Origin of the sequence: Streptomyces sp. TM32 (assembly GCF_004122755.1) — a bacterium.
In the GTDB taxonomy this organism is placed as follows: domain Bacteria; phylum Actinomycetota; class Actinomycetes; order Streptomycetales; family Streptomycetaceae; genus Streptomyces; species Streptomyces sioyaensis.
In genome coordinates this window covers 1-17,371 of sequence record NZ_SDIG01000144.1, presented here as the reverse complement: position 1 = coordinate 17,371, position 17,371 = coordinate 1, and the positions used below count along the sequence as shown (strand labels likewise).

Genomic DNA, 17,371 nt, shown 5'->3' with positions numbered 1-17,371 from the left:
CCCCGGGCACCCCCACCCCCGCACCGGCCGCTTCTCCGGCCTCCGCCGTCTCTCCCTCAGCGGCCCCCTCGCGCTCATCCGATGCCGCACCGACGCTGGAGGACGTCTTCCGGGACGTCGCCGGCAGCGGCCTCGACGAGCAGTCTGGAGACTTCCGCGATGTCCGAAGCACCCGCCGCACCGCACACCGCGTCGGCTGAGCCGGCCACCGGCGCCGGCCGGCTGGACCTGCTGCTGGTCCCACCGCGCGCCCGCGCCGGCTGGCAGGTGCTGCCCGCCAGGGTCGTCGCGATGTGCGTGGTCGAGCTGCAGAAGCTGCGTCACGACCGGACCGAGCTGTACACCCGCGCGGTCCAGCCCGCCCTCTGGCTCCTGATCTTCGGTGAGACCTTCACCCGCATCAAGGCCATCCCGACCGGTGGCACCCCGTACATCGACTTCCTGGCGCCCGGCATCATCGCCCAGTCGGCCATGTTCATCGCGATCTTCTACGGCATCATGATCATCTGGGAGCGGGACGCCGGCATCCTCACCAAGCTGCTGGTCACACCGACCCCGCGGGCCGCCCTGATCGCCGGCAAGTCCTTTGCCGCCGGGGTCAAGGCGCTGATCCAGGCCGTCGTGGTGATCGTGTTCGCCGCGCTGCTCGGTGTGGCCATGACCTGGAATCCGCTGCGGCTGCTCGCCGTCGCCGTCGCCGTGGTCCTCGGCTCGGCCTTCTTCTCCTGCCTGTCCATGTCGATCGCCGGGATCGTGCTCACCCGCGACCGGCTGATGGGCATCGGCCAGGCCATCACCATGCCGCTGTTCTTCGCTTCCAACGCCCTCTACCCGGTGTCGGTCATGCCCGGCTGGCTCCAGACGGTCAGCAAGATCAACCCGCTGAGCTACCAGGTCGATGCCCTCCGCGGCCTCCTCCTGGGCACCCACGCCCATCTGGCCCTGGACTTCACCGTCCTGACGGCCGCCGCCGCACTGGGCATCGCCGCCGCCGCGTCACTCCTGGGCCGCCTGGCGCGCTGAGCGCCGCGCCGTCCGGAGCGCCGGATGTCCGAGCTGCCCGAGAGAGCCCGGCAGGGGCGGGCGAGGGTGAGAAGGAGTCGGTCCCGTGGTGCGGACGGCGAGGCGATCCTGTACTGAGGGGCCGTCAAAGTACTCCGTCAGGTACCGACGTCGGAGCGTGCCGTGGGCGCTTCAGCAGGGACCCCCGCAGCGGCCGCGCGGGACGGCCCACCCGGCGGCACCTGGCGGTTCACGGCGGTCTCCCGGCGCCAAAACAGTCCGGTCATCCGGTATTCTCTGCCGCCGTCCGGGAGGAAATCCGCTTCACCGGAGCAGCATTTCGCCCGGGTAAAGAGTGGATAAAAGCAACGTGCGTTTCTTCAAGTACCCTATGGCGCCCTGCATATGGGGAATCACCTAGCCGGGGCTCTGGCAGGGTGAAGGGGGCGGCATCGGCGGAGAAGTGTGCCGGTGCCACGCCGCGGGCTTTCGTCGGGCTTCCTGAAAAACTATCGGCAGTCGTCGTTCGTCCATTCTTTCCTTCGGGAACTGGTCGTCGGTCAGCCGGTGCCGGAATTCCCGTAGGCGGGAAGTCACCGCGCATCCGTGCTCAGCCACCGGAGGAATAAGTGAGGGCGACCGAGCCGCAGTTCGCGGTTCCGTGCGGCCGTCACGGCACCGGTGTGCGAGCCTGCGGCTCTCCCCGATGCCTCCCTTCCCGGCTTGACGTGTCGTTAGGACGTACGGGGCCGCAGGCCGTGGTGCGCGATGCCGGCCCCCCGCTCCTTCCCTGCTCACGAGCTCCACCGGCTGCGCCGTCCCCCCGAATAGGTGCCGCCTCGTCGGGCGTCACCCGCCTTCCCGTGTCGTGTGACCGAGCCACGACTTCCGCCGGTTCCCAGGAGTTTGACAATGCAACGAGCCGACGCATCCGCCTCGACGGCACTTCGGCCCTATATCAAGGCCCACTACCACTTCCAGTTCTTGAGCGCCGCCTTTCGCTTCGGCCTCTTCGAGATCCTCGAAAGGGATCCGGGGCTGACGGTCAAGGACATCGCGCTGCGGCTGGGGCTGAACGAGCAGCCCACCCGTATCCTGCTGCTGGGCTGCACCGCCACCGGACTTCTGCACAAGGACGGTGACGGATACCACAACACCGCGCTCACCCGCCCCCTCGCGGAAAACCTCGACCAGGCACCGGCCGCATATATTCCGTGGGAGAGCCAGGGTATTTACCGGGCCATCGGCTGGTTCGCCGAAGCGCTCGACCAGGACTCGAATGTCGGTCTGCAACGGGAAATTCCGGGAACGGCGCCGACGCTCTACGGGCGGCTCGCCGAGAACCCGGAGCTGGAATCGGCCTTCCACACCATGATGGGCTCGGTGAGCCAACTGGTCGCCGAGGAGATCGCGGAGCGGATCGATCTGTCGGGCCATCGGCATCTGCTCGACGTGGGCGGCGGCACCGCCATCAACGCGGCGAATCTGGCGCGGAAGTGGCCGCACCTCCGGATCACGATCGGCGATCTGCCCTCGATCGCGGCGCTCGCGGAGGAAAAGGTCGAGGACCTGGGTCTGGCCGACCGGGTGGACGCGGTCAGCCTCGATGCCTTTCACGACGAGTTCCCGTCCGGACCCGACGCGGTGCTCTTCGCCCACTTCCTCGAAATCTGGTCGGCCGACCGCATCCGGGACCTGCTGGCCCGGGCCGCCCGACAACTCCCGTCGGGCGGTGGCCTGTTCGTGGTGACCCCCTACCAGAACGACGAGGAGACCGGCCCGGAGCGCTCCGCCTATCTCTCGGCGTACTTCCACACCATCGCCTCCGGGGAGGGCATGGTGTACACGCCCAAGGAGTACGAACAGTGGTTCACCGAGGCGGGCTTCGAGCCCACGCAGCGGGTGCTGCTCGGACCGGACGCCGTGGCGATCTGCGGCCGTAAGGTCTGATCCGCCCGCCTGCCGGGGACGAGTCCGACTCCGCCCGCCTGCCGGGGACGAGTCCGACTCCGCCCGCCCGTCTGCCGGGGCGGCACCGACCGGACGGCTTCCCCTCGCGCGGAACCCGTCACCACGTCGGCGCCGGCCCGGCCACCGGCGCAGGAAACACCGCTGACTCAGCCCTGCCAGGCCGCGACCACGGAGACGGCCTGCGCAGGGTTCAGCCGCGGATCGCAGAGGCTCGTGTACGCCTCGCCGACCCGGTCCGCCCCGGCCGGGTCCGCCACACACTCCGTGACCTCGTCGGGGGTGGCTTCGAGGTGGAGTCCGCCCGCGACGCCGCCCGCGGACTCCACCGCGCGCTGAAAGGCCCGCACCTCGTGGCCGACGGTCCGGACATGGCGGGTCTTCCGGCCGCAGGGCGCGGACACGGTGTTGCCGTGCATCGGGTCGCTGACCCAGATGACGGGGTGGCCCGCGCGCAGCACGGCCTGCACCAGCCGCGGCAGCCGGTCCGCGACGGCATCGGCGCCCATCCGGGCGATCAGGGTCAGCCGGCCCGGCTCCCGGTCCGGGTCGAGGACCTCGCACAGCGCCAGGAGTTCCTCCGGCGCCATCGCGGGCCCCACCTTGCACGCGACGGGGTTGACGACCTCGGACAGCAGGGCGACATGGGCCCCGTCCACCTGGCGGGTGCGCTCGCCGATCCAGGGGAAGTGCGTGGAGGCCAGCAGCAGGCCGCCGTCGTCGCACGGGCGGAGCTGCGGAAGCTCGTAGTCCAGGAGCAGCGCCTCGTGGCTGGTCCACACGGGGGCCTCCGGGACCGCCCCCGCGGGGCGCTGCCATCCCAGATGTCCCATGATCTCGTTGGCGGCCATGTAGCCGGTCAGCATCCGCAGCGGATCGGGCCGGCGGGCGGCCGGGTCGGCCTCCGGGCCGTTGACCATGTGGCCGCGGTAGACGGGCAGTTCCACGCCGTCCACGGTCTCGGTGGCCCGCGACCGCGGCTTGGCGAACTGGCCGGCGAGCCGGCCGACCCGGACGACGGGCCGGTGTGCGGCCATCTTCATCGTGCCGGCGAGCAGATCCAGCAGGGCGGCCTTGCGGTGCACGTCCCGCGCGGTGCTCTCCTCCGGGTCCTCGGCGCAGTCGCCGGCCTGGACGAGCTGTGCCCGGCCGAGGGCCACCTCGGCCAGGGCGGCACGCAGCGCGCGTACCTCCGCGGCGCCCACCAGCGGAGGCCGGGTGGCGAGCTCCCGCCGTACCTGGGCGAGCTGATCCAGGTGATGCCAATGCGGCTGCTGCCGGGCGGGTTTCTGCCGGATACCGAGCAGGGTGTCTTCCATCGGTGTCTCCCGTGCGTGGTGGATGAGGGGAGGCGGTGCCGGACGCGGCAGGCGGCGTCCGGCGCCCGCCTCGGAGAGTGGCCGCGCCGGCGGGTGTCGGGTGGTGCCGCCGGGGCGGGAACCGTCTCGCTGCTCCGGGCGGCGGGCGTGGGGTGGTCTCCCGGCGCGCGGGTGCGGGGCGGGTGGCGCGGTGGCGAGGAGGGGGCTCCGGTGCGTGCGTCGTCGCGCGCGAGGTGCCGGAGCCCCGTCGGTCGGAGAACAGGACGTCCGCCGGCCGAACGGCGGGTGGTGGCAGGTCAGGTGAGTTGGACGACGGCCTGGGCCGAACCCAGCACCTGCACGTCGTCGCAGCGGACGTCGAGGGCGACCCGGACCCGGCGCCCGTCGAGCTTCGCCGTCACCGTGCCCCGGATGTCCAGGCGGGCCCCGACGCCGTCGTCGGGGACCGGCACCGGCCGGGTGAAGCGCACGGCGACGTCGCACAGGGCGGCCGGGTCCCCGCTCCAGTCCGTGACCAGCCGCGCGGCGAGCGCCATGGTCAGCATGCCGTGCGCGAGGGCCGAGGGAAATCCGGCCTGTTGCGCCGAACGGTCGCTGAAATGCAGCGGGTTGAAGTCCCCGGCGGCGCCCGCGTACCGGACCAGGTCGGTCCGGGTGACGGGGACGGTCAGCGGCCCGAGCACGGTGCCCACCGCCACGGAGTCGTAGGCGCGGCCCGCGGTCATCGGCCGGTCTCCTTCTCGTCCGGGCCGCCGGCCGTGAACGTCATGAAGGTGTCCACGACGTGCTCCCCGCCGTCCGTGTGCACCTCACCCCGCATCCGCACCACGTCCCGCCCCGCCAGGCGCCGGACGGATTCCACGTGCAGGGTCACCGCGAGCCGGTCGCCCGCGCGCACCGGCCGGGTCGGCACGATCCGCTGGGCGGTGTGCACCAACGGGGCGTCCGCCAGCCCCCATTCGGGGCCGCTCAGCACCCGGCTGCTCGCGCGGTGCACCACCAGGAAGGGGAACGTGGCGGGCGCGATCACGTCGGCGTGGCCCAGGTCCCGCGCGGCGGCCGGGTCGCGGTGCGCGGGGCTGTCCGCGCCCACGGCCTCGGCGAATTCGCGGATCTTGGCACGACTGACCTCGTAGATCTCGGTGGGCGGGTGGATGTGCCCCGCCGCGGGACGGTCCGCTGCCATCAGTGGCCCCGATCGAGGGTGTGGGGGAGGGGCTGCGCGGCGGCGGTCCAGGCGGCCCGCCACGACCCGGACCGGGGTGCCGGCCCGGGGGCGGGCAGCCGGCCGGCGCCCACCCAGGCGGTCACCGGCCGGATGCCGTGCAGCGCGTTGACGCACCACACCTCGCGGCCCGCCAGGTCCGGCAGCCGGCAACGCCGCCGCCGGACCGGGACGTTCAGCGCCGCGGCCCGGTCCAGCACCCAGTCCCGGGTCACCCCCGGCAGGGTGGGCAGCTCCGGATCGACCGTGCACAGGGTGGCGTCCTCCCACCACAGCAGGCTCGTGGTCGCCCCTTCGAGCAGCAGCCCGTCCGGGGTGGTCAGCAGGGCCTCGCTGGCGCCCGCCCCGATGGCCTCGGCCCGCAGCGTGCCCAGAACCGTCAGATCGGGGCCCTTGCGGCGGGGCGCGCCGCGGGGGTCCGGGCGCCCGGACACCCACAGGCGCACCTCGTCGGTCCGCCGGGGCGCGGGGCGCACACGGAGGCCCAGACGGGGGGCGTGGGAGCCCTCCTGGGTGAGTTCCGCCCGGGGGAACCAGTCGCCCGACGCGGGCACCCGGCGCAGCTCCCGCTCCCAGAAGGCGTCCACGTCGGCCGCGGTCGGGCCCCCGGCCGCGGCCACGGACGCGGTGAACCGGTCCCGGTGCCGGTGCAGTTCCCGGCTGCGGCCGTCCTCCACCAGCCATGAGTCGGCGGCCAGCAGCGTGGGCGCCGGGCGCGGCGCCTCGGTGGCGGGGTTCACTGGGCGGCCCGGTCCTCGGTCAGCCGGCCCGGGAACGTCGTACCGAGGAGCCCGAGCAGCGGAGTCGCCTTCACCGCGGTCTCCTCGAACTCCTCCGCCGGGTCGGACAGCGCGGTGATCGCGCCGCCGACGCCGTACCGCACCCGGTCCGCGGTGACCACGGTGGTACGGATGGCGATGCTCAGATCCGCGGCCCCGGAGAGCGAGAAGTAGCCGAGGGCTCCGGAGTAGACGCCGCGTGGCCCCGCTTCGAGCTGATCGATGATCTGCATGGTGCGGACCTTGGGGGCACCGGTCATCGACCCGCCCGGGAAGGCGGCACGCACGCAGTCGACGGCCGTCCGGTCCGCCCGCAGGCGGGCGCGGACGGTGCTCACGAGCTGGTGGACGGAGGCGTAGCTCTCCACGTCGAAGATCGTGGGCACCTCGACCGAGCCGGCCTCCGCGCAGCGCGCCAGGTCGTTGCGGACCAGGTCGACGATCATCAGGTTCTCCGCGCGGTCCTTCTCGCTCGCCCGCAGGTCCTCGACGAGCATCCGGTCCTCGTCCGGGGTGGCGCCGCGGGGCCGGGTGCCCTTGATCGGCTTGGACTCGGCCTGCCCGTCCCGGCCCACGCGCAAGAACCGCTCGGGCGAGGTGCTCAGCACCGAGAGCCGGTCGAAGCGCAGCAGTGCGGAGAACGGGGTCGGACTCGTCCGGCGCAGGTAGCGGTAGCCGGCCCAGGGGTCCACCGCCCCCTTGGCCTCGATCATGTTGGTGAGGCACACCTCGTACGACTCGCCCACATGGATGGCCTGATGGCAGGCGCCGATCAGCGCCCGGTAGTGGTCGGCGGAGTGCCGCAGCTCGACGGGGATGCTGACCCCGACGGGCAGGTGCTCCCGCTCCGCCTCCTTGCCGGCCAGGGACGCCAGCCGCCCGGCGGTCGCGGTGAGCCAGTCACGGGCCGCGGCGGGGTCGTCCGCCGGTGCCAGGGCCAGCAGATGGGTGGTGGCGGTGGCGTGGTCGAAGACCACCGCGCGGTCGGCGAAGAGCAGCGCCGCGTCGGGGTCGGGGGAGAGGTGCGCGGGGTCCGCGCCGCACTCCGCCTTGAGCTCGTAGCCGAGGTAGCCGACCCAGCCGAGGGCGAAGTCGCAGGGGAGGTCCGGCAGGTCGGTCTCGATGCCGCGCAGGTCCTGGTCGAGCCAGTCCAGGAAAGGGGAGTGGTGCACGTCCTCGGCGCCGTCGGACCCGCGGACCGTGACGGTGCACTGCTCGACGTCGGCCAGGGCGACCCGGGCGAGCGGGCCGCGCGCGTCGCCGAGGACGGAGAAGCGGCCGAGCTCCCCGTCGGGCCGGCTGCTGTCCAGCCAGAAGGCGTGCTCGGTGCCGCGGAACAGCGCGTCGAACACGATCTCCGGGTCCCAGCGGGTGGGCAGCTGCTCGGCGTGCACCCGCAGCTGCCGGGGCGGCCGCGCCGGCTGCCCGCCGCCGGTCGCGGTGCGTTTGTCGGCCACCACCGGCAGCGCGGCGCGGCCCGGTCCGCCGGTGTGCCGCTCCGCCAGCCGGAAGAAGTTCGCGAGCAGCTCGTGCCCGTGCTCGGTGCAGATCGACTCCGGGTGGAACTGCACTCCCCACTGCGGCCGGTGCCGGTGGCGCAGCCCCATCAGGACGCCGTCGGACGCCCAGGCGGTGGCCTCCAGGTCGTCACTCAGCGCCGAGACCGCCAGGGAGTGGTAGCGCACCACCTCGAACGGCGAGGGCAGGCCGGCGAACAGGCCCTGGCCCATGTGGTGGACGCCGGAGAGCCGGCCGTGGCGCTCCTCGGGGGCGAGCGTGACGCGGCCGCCGTTCAGGTGCGCCAGGGCCTCGTGGCCGAGGCAGACACCCAGCAGCGGGACCGCGCCGTGCCGGATGAGGTCCGCGCAGATCCCCAGGTCGGTCTCGACCTCGGGAGTACCGGGACCGGGCGAGATGATGACGTTGTCGAACTCCGCCACATGCTTCAGCCGCCAGGCGGGGTCGTCGTTCTGCACGACGGTCGGCTCGTCGCCCGTCACCTCGGCGACATAGTGCGCCAGGTTGTAGGTGAACGAGTCGTAGTTGTCCACGATCAGCGTGCGCATGCGGTGTTTCCCCCAGGCCATCGGATCCGCGCCGAATTGCGTAACAGGCGTCAAGGTGCAGGAAATCAGGAAAGAAAAATGAGGGAGCACCGGCCCCTTCGACATCCGGGCCCTGCGGCGCTGGCAACCTCCAGTCCAGGTCACGATATCCCGGCGCACCTCGGTGTCGGCATACCTCTTTGGTGACATCCGATCGCCATTGAATGTCCCTGCCCCGAAGGCTAGTTTGAGGCGGTACCGAGGCCGATCCGGGGGGACCGGCGTTCATTCTCAGCTCTTCAGAATTCTGGAGCATCGATGATCACTGGGCAGGCGGCCGGACGATCCGGTGCGACCGCGGGCTCCCGGACGCCGCACACCGACTGGGTCGACGACGTGCTGTTGCACGGGCCCGCGCACGACATCTGCCTCGTGCTCGACGACGGGACCGACCGGCAGACCCTCCGCGCGTGTGTGAGGGACCGTCAAAAGCAGCTGGAGAACGAGGGGTTATGTCCGGGAGGCACCCTCGCGCTGCAGCTCCCGCCCTCGCTGGAGTACGTGGCGCTGCTGCTCGCCGGGTGGCGGCTCGGCGCCCAGGTGATCCTCCTGGACCACCGGCTGACCGAGGCGGAGACGGACCGGGCCGTCACCCACACCGATCCGCAGCTGTTCGTCTCGGCCCCGGAAGCGGCCAGCGCTCTGCGCGGCTTCCACCGGGTGACCCCGGAATTCACCCGGCGCCCCGAGGGCGGGCCGGCCCGCTCGGATCACGCGCTGGTCCAGCTGAGTTCCGGTTCGACCGGCCCGTCAAAGATGATCGGCAGGACGGCCGAGGATCTCGTCACGGAATTGCAAAGGTATTCCCGGCTCGACGGAATGCCGCAATCCGGCGAGCAATTGATGGTGCTCGGCTCGCTCTCGCACACCTGGGGCCTGGTCGGCGGGCTGCTGCACGGCCTGCATGCCGGGGCGCGGATCGTCCTGCCGGCGCGGACCTCGGTGCGCGGCATCCTCGCCACGGTCGCCGACGCCCCGCTGCCCACCACACTGCTCGGGGTGCCCGCCCAGGTGGCCCTGCTCGCCTCGGTCGAACGACCGCCTCAACTCCCGCGTCTGGTACGGATGATGACGGCGGGCGGCCGCACCCCGGCGAAGGTCGCGCGGGCCTTCACCGAGCGCTACGGGGTACCGCTCAGCCAGTGCTACGGCATGACCGAAACCGGCATGATCACCATGGACCTCTCCGGGAAGCACCACCCGTCGGTCGGCACCGCCGTCCCCGGCGTCCGGCTCCGGGCCGAGAACGGCGAACTGCTCGTCGCGCTGCCCCGCTCGCCCTACCTCGGCGACACCTCGCCGGACCGCTGGTCGGACGGCTGGCTGCACACCCTGGACGCCGGGGAGATCGACCCCGCCACGGGGCTGGTGACGATCCTGGGACGGCTCGACTCCCAGGTGTCGATCCGCGGGCTGAAGGTGGATCTGACCGAGGTCGAGGAGACCCTGGCCGGGCTCGACGGCGTGACGGAGGCCGTCGTGCTCCACCAGGACGCGATCGACGCCTATGTGACCCTGGCACCCGAGGTCCCGCTGTCCCGGGTACAGCAGGAACTGGCCGACCGGCTCGCGTCCTTCAAGCTTCCGAGCCGCTGGTACGTGCTGCCCCGCTTTCCGCGGACCGCGACGGGCAAGCCGCGCCGTGACCCGGCGGTGCTGCGGGCGGCGGCAGCGTGAGCACCTCCAGACGGCACCCGGCGGCCTCCGGCCCGCCCGCGACCGCCAGCACGAATCCTTCCGGAGCGGGGGGCAGCGCGATGTAGAACCGTGGGGAGCCGGGCACCGGCCCGAGGACGGTCCCGGCCGGAGCACCCAGCCGTACCGGCCGGAGCAGACCGCCGTCCGAGAGCCCGGTGCCCAGCACCTTGCCGATGGCCTCCTTCTGCGTCCACATCCGCAGGAACTGGAGAGGCCGTTCCGCCTCGGGGCGGCCGGCCAGCCAGCCGGCCTCCCGCGCGCCGAACCAGCGCCGCGCCAGGGCAGCGGCCGGGACGGCACGGAGGCGTTCCACATCCACCCCCACCGGACCCCGCGCGCCGATCGCCACGGCGGACAGGCCCGCGACATGACTGACACTCGCGTGCAGCCCGCGGGCGGCACCACCGAGCACCGGACGGCCCGAGGGCTCCCGCCCCACCAGGACCTCTTCCGGGGGCACCCCGAGGACGGCGCCGGCCGCGGCGCGCAGCAGCGCGGCGCCGGCCGGGTGCCGTTCGGCGGTCCGGGCCAGCAGGACCAGGACGCGGTCCGCACGGGCCGGCAGCGGGGCGGGCACACAGACATCTGACACAGCGGAAGACATCCGAATCATCATGCGGACACGGGAGGCGTCAATGAGCGACACCATAAGGGAGTTCGTCCTGACCACGCTGGGCGAACTCAACTACGACACGAGCGGCGTCACGGACAGCACGCCCCTCGGCGACGGCGGTCTGGAGCTGGAGTCGCTCTCGCTCGCCGAGGTCGCGATGCACGTCGAGCAGCAGTACGGGGTCCAGTTCGACGACGACGAACTGGAGGGCATCGGCAAGCTCACCCTCGGCGAGTTCAGCACGCTGATCGGCGAGCGCGCCCAGGGCCCGGCCGGGACGGGACCGGCCGCGTGACCGCTCAGGCACCACCGACCAGAAGCGAGCTGGTCGAGCTGCTCGCGTCGTACGGCGACCGGCCCCCCGGCGAGGTCCCCGACCGCGTCGATTCGCTGGAACTCGCCTGGATCATCCACTCGATGGAGGAGCGCTACGACGTGGAGCTCGACCTCGACGACGTCCGGCTCGCGCGCATGGTGACGCTCGACAGCGTGCTCGACGTCCTCGCGGCAACCCTGGGGGGTGAACCGCATGACCGCCCCGCGGCCCACGGCTGAGCGCGCGGCCGTCGTCGTCACCGGCATGGCGGTGACCACCGCCTTCGGCCGCGGAACGGACCGGCTGCGCCAGGCACTCGCGGCCGGGCAGCCGGCCTTCACCGAGGTGACCCGGTTCGACGTCGGCCGCCGGCGCGCCAAGCGGGCCGCCCACCTTCCGGGCGCCCCGGTGCTCCTGGACGAGCTGGGCGAGGTCCTCACCCAGGCGATCGGGCAGGCGGGCCTGGAGGCGGCCGCGGTCGCGCGGACGCCACTGCTGTGCGCCCGGCACAGCGATCCGTCCTGGCCGCGGGAGCGCCAGGAGGACGGTCACGCCGCCGCCACCGGCAGCGCGCTCGCGGCGCGCGCGGGGCTGCGCGACGCCCCCCGCACCTACACCAATGCCTGTGTGGCCGCGAGCACGGCGCTGGCCGACGCGGCCGCGCTGATCGCGGCCGGCCGTGAGGAGCGGGTGGCGGTGGCCGCCGGCTACCTCGTCGACGAGGACGTCTTCGCCCTGTTCGACGCGGGGCGGGCGCTCGCCGACGACGGCGCCCTGCGCTCCTTCAGCGCCGGCCGCCGGGGGCTGCTGCTCGGGGACGGGGTGGCGGCCGTGATCCTGGAGTCGGCCACCGCGGCCGAACGCCGCGGCGCCGAGCCGCTGGCGCGGCTGCTGGGCTGGGGCCGCGCCGGCGATGCCCACCACGTGTGCCAGCCGCACCCCGAGGGGCGCGGCATGGCCCGGGCGCTGGCCGCCGCGCTGGCCCGGGCCGACCGCGCCCCCGAGGAGGTCGACTACCTCAACGCGCACGGCACCGGCACCCCGTACAACGACTCCGCGGAGGCCGCGGCCGTCCACCTCGCCTTCGGGGCCCATGCGCCCAAGCTGCCGGTGAGTTCCACCAAGTCGCTGACCGGACACACGCTGGAGGCCTCCGGACTGGTGGAGTTCGCCGTGTCGGTGCTCGTCCTCCAGGAGGGACTGCTTCCGGTGAACGCCGGCTACACCGGTCAGGATCCGGCCTGCCGGCTCGACCTCGTGACACAGGCACCGCGCCGGCTGCAGCCGGCGACCGTGGTCTCCCTCAACGCCGCCTTCGGCGGTGCCAACACGGCTCTGGTTCTGGGGGCGGCATGACGGCGCGCACGCAGGTATGGGAACGGGCCTCGTGGCCCGGGCCGGACGGCGATGCGGCCGCGGGCCCGCGCAAGCTTCCCGGTTTCGTGGTGTCGTCGTTCAGCCCGCTCGTCGCCGAGGTCGCCGACCGCGTGCTGCGCGGCCACTACGGTGACCCGTCCGCGGCGGCCGGCCAGGGCGCCCGCACGGCCGTCGTGCTCGTCAGCCGGCTCGGCGACGTCGCCACCGACCGCGCGGTGGCCGCGGCGGTGGACGCCGGACGCCCGGTGCAGCCCCTGCTGTTCTTCCAGTCCGTGCCCAACTCGGTGCTCGGCCACGTGACCACCCAGTGGCAGCTGCACGGACCGGTGGTCTGCTTCAGCCCGGAGGGCGACCCCGAGGAGGCCGCGCTGGAGTACGCCGACCTGCTCTTCGCGGACGACGAGGCGGACCGGGCGCTGCTCGTCCTGGTGGAGCTCGCGAGCGGTCAGGGCGCGCACGGGACGGCGACCGCACTGCTGGTCGGCCCCGGGGACCGGGCGGCGGAAGGGATGCATCCGTGACGGCGCAGGAAACCGGGCAGCCGGCCACGACACCCGTCGACGCGCTGGAGAACGAACTCACCGTGGCCCTGCGGCAGTTCTGGTGGCTGCACGATGCCCGCTGGTACCAGGGCGTCAAGAAGCGCTTCGGCCAGGAGGTCGCCAACGAGATCAACGCGGAGGCCCTCCGGTTCGTCGGCCGGCGCGTCGGCTCGTGGTACGCGAACCGGGAGGGCACACCCGACGTGTGCTCCCCCGCCGCGTTGCGGGACGTCATCGAGTCGATCACCCGCCTCATGACCAACGAGGACATGATGCGCTCCCACACGGAGCCGGACCCCGACGGGGGAGCGGGCATCCAGACCGTCATCACCGAGCACTTCGCCCTGCGGATGCTGCGGGCCGCGCGCTCCCTGGAGGGGTACGACTGCCCCTGCCTCGACATGCGCGGCGGCTGGTTCGAAGGGCTCGGGGTCGACGTCCGCGACGAAAACAGGGAATGCATGCGGACCGGTGGAACCGTCTGCCGCTTCCACACCGAATCCGCGGCGGCCGAATCCGTGGAGACCGCCTCCGCGGAGACCGCATCCATGCAGACCGAACCCGTGGAGACCCAACCCGTGGAGACCGCCTCCGCGGAGCGCAAGGAGTTGCACCGTTCATGACCGCCAGCCCCGCTCCGGCACCTGAGCCCGACCGTCCGCCGTATGCCCGCCCGGGGCTGACCCTGCTCGTGGCCTGCGGCGCCGCCTTCATCGCGTTCCTCGGCGTCTCGGTGGTGTACATCGCCTTCCCCGAACTGCCGAAGAGCTTCCCCGGCTCTTCACTGTCGTCCCTGTCCTGGGTCGTGAGCGGATACACGGTCGTCTTCGCCGCCGCGCTGGCGCCGGTCGGAAAGATGGCCGACGTCATCGGCCTGCGCACCCTGTTCCTGCTCTCGGTGACCGGCTTCACCGCGGCCTCGCTGCTGTGCGCGCTCGCGCCGACGGCGGAACTGCTGATCGTCTGCTGCGCGCTGCAGGGGCTGTTCGCGGCCGGCATGATCCCCTCGTCGCTCGGTCTACTGCTGGCCTCCCGGCCGCCGCAGCAGCGGCCGAAGGCCATCGGCCTGTGGGGCGCCAGCTCCTCGGCGGCCGCCGCGGTGGGGCCCCCGCTGGGCGGCTTCCTGGTGCACAGCTTCGACTGGACCGGCGTGTTCCTGGTGAACGTCCCGCTCGGCGCGGCCCTGCTGCTCACGGCGTGGCGCGTGCTGCCCAAGCTGCGTACCGAGCGCGGCGGCCTGCCCGACCTGATCGGCATGCTGGCCCTGATGCTCGGCGTCGGCGGCCTGGTCGCCGGCCTGACGAAGGGCAGCACGTGGGGCTGGGGCAGCCCCGCGTTCGTGGCGACCACTGTGGGCGGCGCCCTGCTGCTCGCACTGGCGGTCCTGCGCTCGCGCCGGCACCGCGTCCCGGCGCTGGAGCTCACGCTGCTGCACACCCGTAAGTTCGCGGTGGCCAACGCGACCTTTGTGCTCTTCGGCGCGGCGATGTACTGCTGGCTGATCGCGGCGCCGCTGTTCACCACCGAGATCTGGCACTACTCGCCGCTGGCGGCCGGGCTCGCCCTGACCCCGGGCGCGGTGCTGTCCGTGGCCGCCTCGGTGCTGGCCGGGCGGATGCCCCGCAAGCACCAGCGGGCGGTGGTGGTGGCCGGCGCGCTCATGGTCGCCGTGCAGTGCGGCATCTGGGCGGTGGCCCTCAGGTCCCGGCCGGACTACCTCCTGGTGTGGCTGCCGGCCAACCTGATCGGCGGGGTGGGGATCGGTGCCGTGATGACCACGCTGTCCTCGGCGGCGGCCGGGGCGCTGCCCCCGCAGCGGTTCGCGGCCGGCGCGGGCCTGGCCATGACCTCCCGGCAGGTCGGCGCGGCCCTGGGAACCGGCGCCTTCGCGGCACTGACGGCGGCGCTGGGCGGTCCGCAACTGGGCTCGTTCCGGCAGGTGTTCCTGGTCTGCACGGTGCTCTCGGCGCTGGCCGGAGCCGTCGCTCTGTGGCTGACGGACTTGGCGGCCCGGCCCACGGCGGAGTCGTCCGCACCCGCGCGGCCCTTGTCCGAGGTACGAGGAGAATCACGATGAGCAGTCGGGCGCCCGAAGAACCCACCGGAATACAGCCCCCGGAGATCCCCGCACACGACCCGGACGACCCGGTGGAGAACGCCGTCATCGCCCGGCTCGCCGGAAACTGGCACCGCAGGGCCGCCGTGAAGCGCGAAGAGCCGCACCTCGCCGACCTGTTCGAGCCGGCGCGCGACGACTACCCGGAGAAGATCCTTCCGTTCCGGGACCACCCCACATTCCGGGCCCTGTCGCCCGAGGACCGCGCCCGCCTGCTGAGCTGGGCGTGGATCTCCTACAACCGCACCACGGTGCTGCTGGAGGGGCAGATCGTCAATCCCGCGTTCCAGCTCGGGCTCGACGGAAAGTTCCCCCAGCCGGTGGGCGAGTTGATGCAGCGCAGCCTGGCGCAGGCCATGGTCGACGAGCAGTACCACACCCTGATGCACCTCAATGCCAGTGCGGTGACCCGGCGCATGCGCAAGGAGGCGTTCCGCGACACCGCGCTGCCCAAGCCGCTCGTCGTACGGGAGCACGAGGCCCGCCTCGCCTCCTGCGCGGACGAGCGGGAACGCCGCCTGACCACCCTCGCCTTCGCCACCGTCGCCGAGATATCCATCAACGCCTATCTGAACCTGATAGCCGAGGACACCGAGATCCAGCCGGTCAACAGCGCCACCGTCCGCATCCACAACCGGGACGAGTACTGCCACGCCTCGATCTGCGCGGTGCTGGCCGAGCAGGTCCACCACGCCCTGGGCGACGCCGAACGGCGCTTCTTCCTCGACTCCCTCGTCGCCGGTCTCGAAGCGTTCGTCGGCAACGACTTCCGGGCCTGGCACCGCATCATGGCCGAGACCGGCATCCACGGCGGCCACGAGATGCTTGACGACATCCAGCACGCCGGCGGACGCAGGCGGCTGGTGCAGGACTTCTCCGGGCTGCGGAAGCTGGTCGAGAGCCTGGATGCCGTCGACGACGTCGACTTCGACTGGTCCCGGAGCGTCACCGACTCCGATGCGCTCTCGCCCACCCGCTGACCCCCAGACCTCCGGGAAACGGACACCATGACTGACTCGACCGGACAGCCGGCCCGTACCGTGCTCGTCACCGGCGGCAACCGCGGCATCGGCGCGGCGATCGCGGCGGCCTTCGTCGCCCAGGGCGACCGCGTCGCCGTCACCCACCGGGGGTCCGGCGTCCCCGAGGGGGCCCTCGGCGTGACGTGCGACGTCACCGACACCGCCTCCGTGGACGCCGCGTTCACCGAGGTGGAGGCGGAACTGGGGCCGGTGGGCGTACTGGTGGCCAACGCGGGGATCACCGCGGACGGGCTGCTGATGCGGATGAAGGAGGAGCAGTTCCTGCGGGTGCTGGACACCAACCTCGCCGGGGCCTGGCGCTGCGCCCGGCGCGCCGTCCCCCCGATGCTCCGGGCCCGCGGCGGCCGGATCATCCTGGTCTCCTCCGTGGCCGGCCTCCACGGCAGCGCCGGGCAGACCAACTACGCCGCGAGCAAGGCGGGGTTGGTGGGCCTGGCCCGCTCCCTGACCCGCGAATACGCCGCGCGCAACGTCGTCGCCAATGTGGTGGCCCCCGGCCTGATCGACACGGACATGACGGCGGCGCTGTCGCCGGAGTCCCGCCAGGAGAAGGTCCGCGGGATCCCGATGGGCCGCAGCGCCACCGCCGAGGAGGTGGCCGGCGCCGTGACCTGGCTTGCCGGGCCGCAGGCCTCCTACGTGGCCGGTGCCGTGATCCCCGTCGACGGAGGCCTCGGAATGGGACACTGAGCCGCCACTCCACAGAACCGGAAGAGGAGCACCTCTTTGTACGTTCACCCGGACCTTGAGCCGGTGCTGGCGGCGGATTCGTCCTGGGCGACCTCGATTCGGGCCACCGGACGTGCGCCCGCCTCTGTCCCGGCTCTTCGAATGTCCCCTCCCTGTCCCCGCCCCTCGAATTTCCCATTCCGCCACCGGGCCTTCACAAAGGGATAATGGGAACAGTGAATTCCGTATGCCCCGGCCGGACCGAACGACGGCCGGGGTGCGGACTTTCCATCGGAAAACTCACCGGAATCCCTGCCGGTTCAAGCAATTCAGTCGATCCGGTGCTCAGCTGGCGCAGGGCCTCGGCTGCGGCGGCAGTCCCTTGTTCACCGCGTCCATACGCGAACGGGCGTCGAGCTTGGCGAAGATGTTCCGCAGATGACGCTTGACCGTGCCCTCGGAGATGGCGAGCAGACTGGCGATCTGACGGTTGCTCAACGCCTGTGCGACATGCTCCAGGATCTCCGTTTCCCGGCTCGTCAACGCCTCCCGCCCACCCTCCTGCCCGGTGCGCCGCAGGCGGAGGCACAGACGGGGGC

Annotated in this window: 18 protein-coding genes and 1 pseudogene; 12 read left to right on the top strand and 7 right to left on the bottom strand. The window is 72.6% G+C overall.

The window, feature by feature from the left end:
- The 3 genes and pseudogenes from EST92_RS32365 to EST92_RS24960 form a co-directional block, all read left to right on the top strand.
- Positions 1 to 200 (top strand): annotated as a pseudogene (locus EST92_RS32365) (ABC transporter ATP-binding protein); the annotation flags it as partial.
- Positions 160 to 1,023 carry an ABC transporter permease gene (locus tag EST92_RS24965; RefSeq protein WP_129245543.1) on the top strand — a complete coding sequence of 288 codons (864 nt, stop codon included), beginning with the start codon at positions 160 to 162 and terminating at the stop codon, positions 1,021 to 1,023. The pseudogene EST92_RS32365 and the gene EST92_RS24965, both read left to right, overlap by 41 nt.
- An 891-nt stretch (positions 1,024 to 1,914) precedes the next feature.
- Positions 1,915 to 2,952 carry a methyltransferase gene (locus EST92_RS24960; protein ID WP_129283044.1) on the top strand — a complete coding sequence of 346 codons (1,038 nt, stop codon included), beginning with the start codon at positions 1,915 to 1,917 and terminating at the stop codon, positions 2,950 to 2,952.
- A gap of 167 nt (positions 2,953 to 3,119) precedes the next feature.
- On the opposite strand, the gene EST92_RS24955 is transcribed toward EST92_RS24960, so the two are convergent.
- The 5 genes from EST92_RS24955 to pabB form a co-directional block, all read right to left on the bottom strand.
- The gene (locus EST92_RS24955) at positions 3,120 to 4,289 is read right to left on the bottom strand and encodes a 3-deoxy-7-phosphoheptulonate synthase (RefSeq protein WP_129283043.1); all 1,170 of its coding nucleotides are present in this window, start codon (positions 4,287 to 4,289) and stop codon (positions 3,120 to 3,122) included.
- 296 nt (positions 4,290 to 4,585) lie between these two features.
- Positions 4,586 to 5,014, bottom strand: coding sequence for a MaoC/PaaZ C-terminal domain-containing protein (locus EST92_RS24950; protein ID WP_129283042.1), 429 nt, complete (start codon positions 5,012 to 5,014; stop codon positions 4,586 to 4,588).
- Complete coding sequence (locus EST92_RS24945) at positions 5,011 to 5,475, bottom strand: MaoC family dehydratase N-terminal domain-containing protein (RefSeq protein WP_129283041.1); 465 nt, start codon at positions 5,473 to 5,475, stop codon at positions 5,011 to 5,013. Before EST92_RS24945 ends, EST92_RS24950 begins: the two co-directional genes overlap by 4 nt.
- On the bottom strand, positions 5,475 to 6,254 hold the full coding sequence (locus EST92_RS24940) for an aminotransferase class IV (protein WP_129283040.1): 780 nt from the start codon (positions 6,252 to 6,254) through the stop codon (positions 5,475 to 5,477). Before EST92_RS24940 ends, EST92_RS24945 begins: the two co-directional genes overlap by 1 nt.
- A complete protein-coding gene (gene pabB / locus EST92_RS24935; protein ID WP_129283039.1) occupies positions 6,251 to 8,359 on the bottom strand; it encodes an aminodeoxychorismate synthase component I in 2,109 nt (702 codons plus the stop codon). The genes EST92_RS24940 and pabB overlap by 4 nt, the downstream gene beginning before the upstream one ends.
- A gap of 297 nt (positions 8,360 to 8,656) precedes the next feature.
- Here pabB and EST92_RS24930 point away from each other — a divergent pair, with 297 nt between their 5' ends.
- The gene (locus EST92_RS24930) at positions 8,657 to 10,075 is read left to right on the top strand and encodes a fatty acid--CoA ligase family protein (protein WP_129283038.1); all 1,419 of its coding nucleotides are present in this window, start codon (positions 8,657 to 8,659) and stop codon (positions 10,073 to 10,075) included.
- On the opposite strand, the gene EST92_RS24925 is transcribed toward EST92_RS24930, so the two are convergent.
- Positions 9,975 to 10,700 (bottom strand): 4'-phosphopantetheinyl transferase superfamily protein, encoded by a 726-nt coding sequence (locus EST92_RS24925; RefSeq protein ID WP_129283037.1) that lies wholly within the window; start codon positions 10,698 to 10,700, stop codon positions 9,975 to 9,977. The genes EST92_RS24930 and EST92_RS24925 overlap by 101 nt on opposite strands.
- 31 nt (positions 10,701 to 10,731) lie before the next feature.
- Here EST92_RS24925 and EST92_RS24920 point away from each other — a divergent pair, with 31 nt between their 5' ends.
- From EST92_RS24920 to fabG, 8 genes are read left to right on the top strand one after another with little or no spacing between them, the layout of a single operon-like run.
- A complete protein-coding gene (locus EST92_RS24920) occupies positions 10,732 to 11,004 on the top strand; it encodes an acyl carrier protein (protein WP_129283036.1) in 273 nt (90 codons plus the stop codon).
- On the top strand, positions 11,001 to 11,264 hold the full coding sequence (locus EST92_RS24915; protein WP_129283035.1) for an acyl carrier protein: 264 nt from the start codon (positions 11,001 to 11,003) through the stop codon (positions 11,262 to 11,264). Before EST92_RS24920 ends, EST92_RS24915 begins: the two co-directional genes overlap by 4 nt.
- Positions 11,239 to 12,381 (top strand): beta-ketoacyl synthase N-terminal-like domain-containing protein, encoded by a 1,143-nt coding sequence (locus tag EST92_RS24910; protein WP_129283034.1) that lies wholly within the window; start codon positions 11,239 to 11,241, stop codon positions 12,379 to 12,381. Before EST92_RS24915 ends, EST92_RS24910 begins: the two co-directional genes overlap by 26 nt.
- A complete protein-coding gene (locus EST92_RS24905; protein ID WP_129283033.1) occupies positions 12,378 to 12,923 on the top strand; it encodes a beta-ketoacyl synthase chain length factor in 546 nt (181 codons plus the stop codon). Before EST92_RS24910 ends, EST92_RS24905 begins: the two co-directional genes overlap by 4 nt.
- Positions 12,920 to 13,567 carry an L-2-amino-thiazoline-4-carboxylic acid hydrolase gene (locus tag EST92_RS24900; RefSeq protein ID WP_216849126.1) on the top strand — a complete coding sequence of 216 codons (648 nt, stop codon included), beginning with the start codon at positions 12,920 to 12,922 and terminating at the stop codon, positions 13,565 to 13,567. The genes EST92_RS24905 and EST92_RS24900 overlap by 4 nt, the downstream gene beginning before the upstream one ends.
- Positions 13,564 to 15,021: a DHA2 family efflux MFS transporter permease subunit gene (locus tag EST92_RS24895; protein ID WP_129283032.1), complete on the top strand. Its 1,458-nt coding sequence runs from the start codon at positions 13,564 to 13,566 to the stop codon at positions 15,019 to 15,021. Before EST92_RS24900 ends, EST92_RS24895 begins: the two co-directional genes overlap by 4 nt.
- Complete coding sequence (locus EST92_RS24890; RefSeq protein ID WP_129283031.1) at positions 15,018 to 16,040, top strand: diiron oxygenase; 1,023 nt, start codon at positions 15,018 to 15,020, stop codon at positions 16,038 to 16,040. Before EST92_RS24895 ends, EST92_RS24890 begins: the two co-directional genes overlap by 4 nt.
- 27 nt (positions 16,041 to 16,067) lie before the next feature.
- Positions 16,068 to 16,793, top strand: a complete 726-nt coding sequence (gene fabG, locus EST92_RS24885; RefSeq protein ID WP_129283030.1) for a 3-oxoacyl-ACP reductase FabG — start codon at positions 16,068 to 16,070, stop codon at positions 16,791 to 16,793.
- 324 nt (positions 16,794 to 17,117) lie between these two features.
- Here fabG and EST92_RS24880 read toward each other — a convergent pair.
- On the bottom strand, positions 17,118 to 17,371 hold a 254-nt coding region (locus tag EST92_RS24880), incomplete at its 5' end, for a helix-turn-helix transcriptional regulator (RefSeq protein ID WP_135789062.1).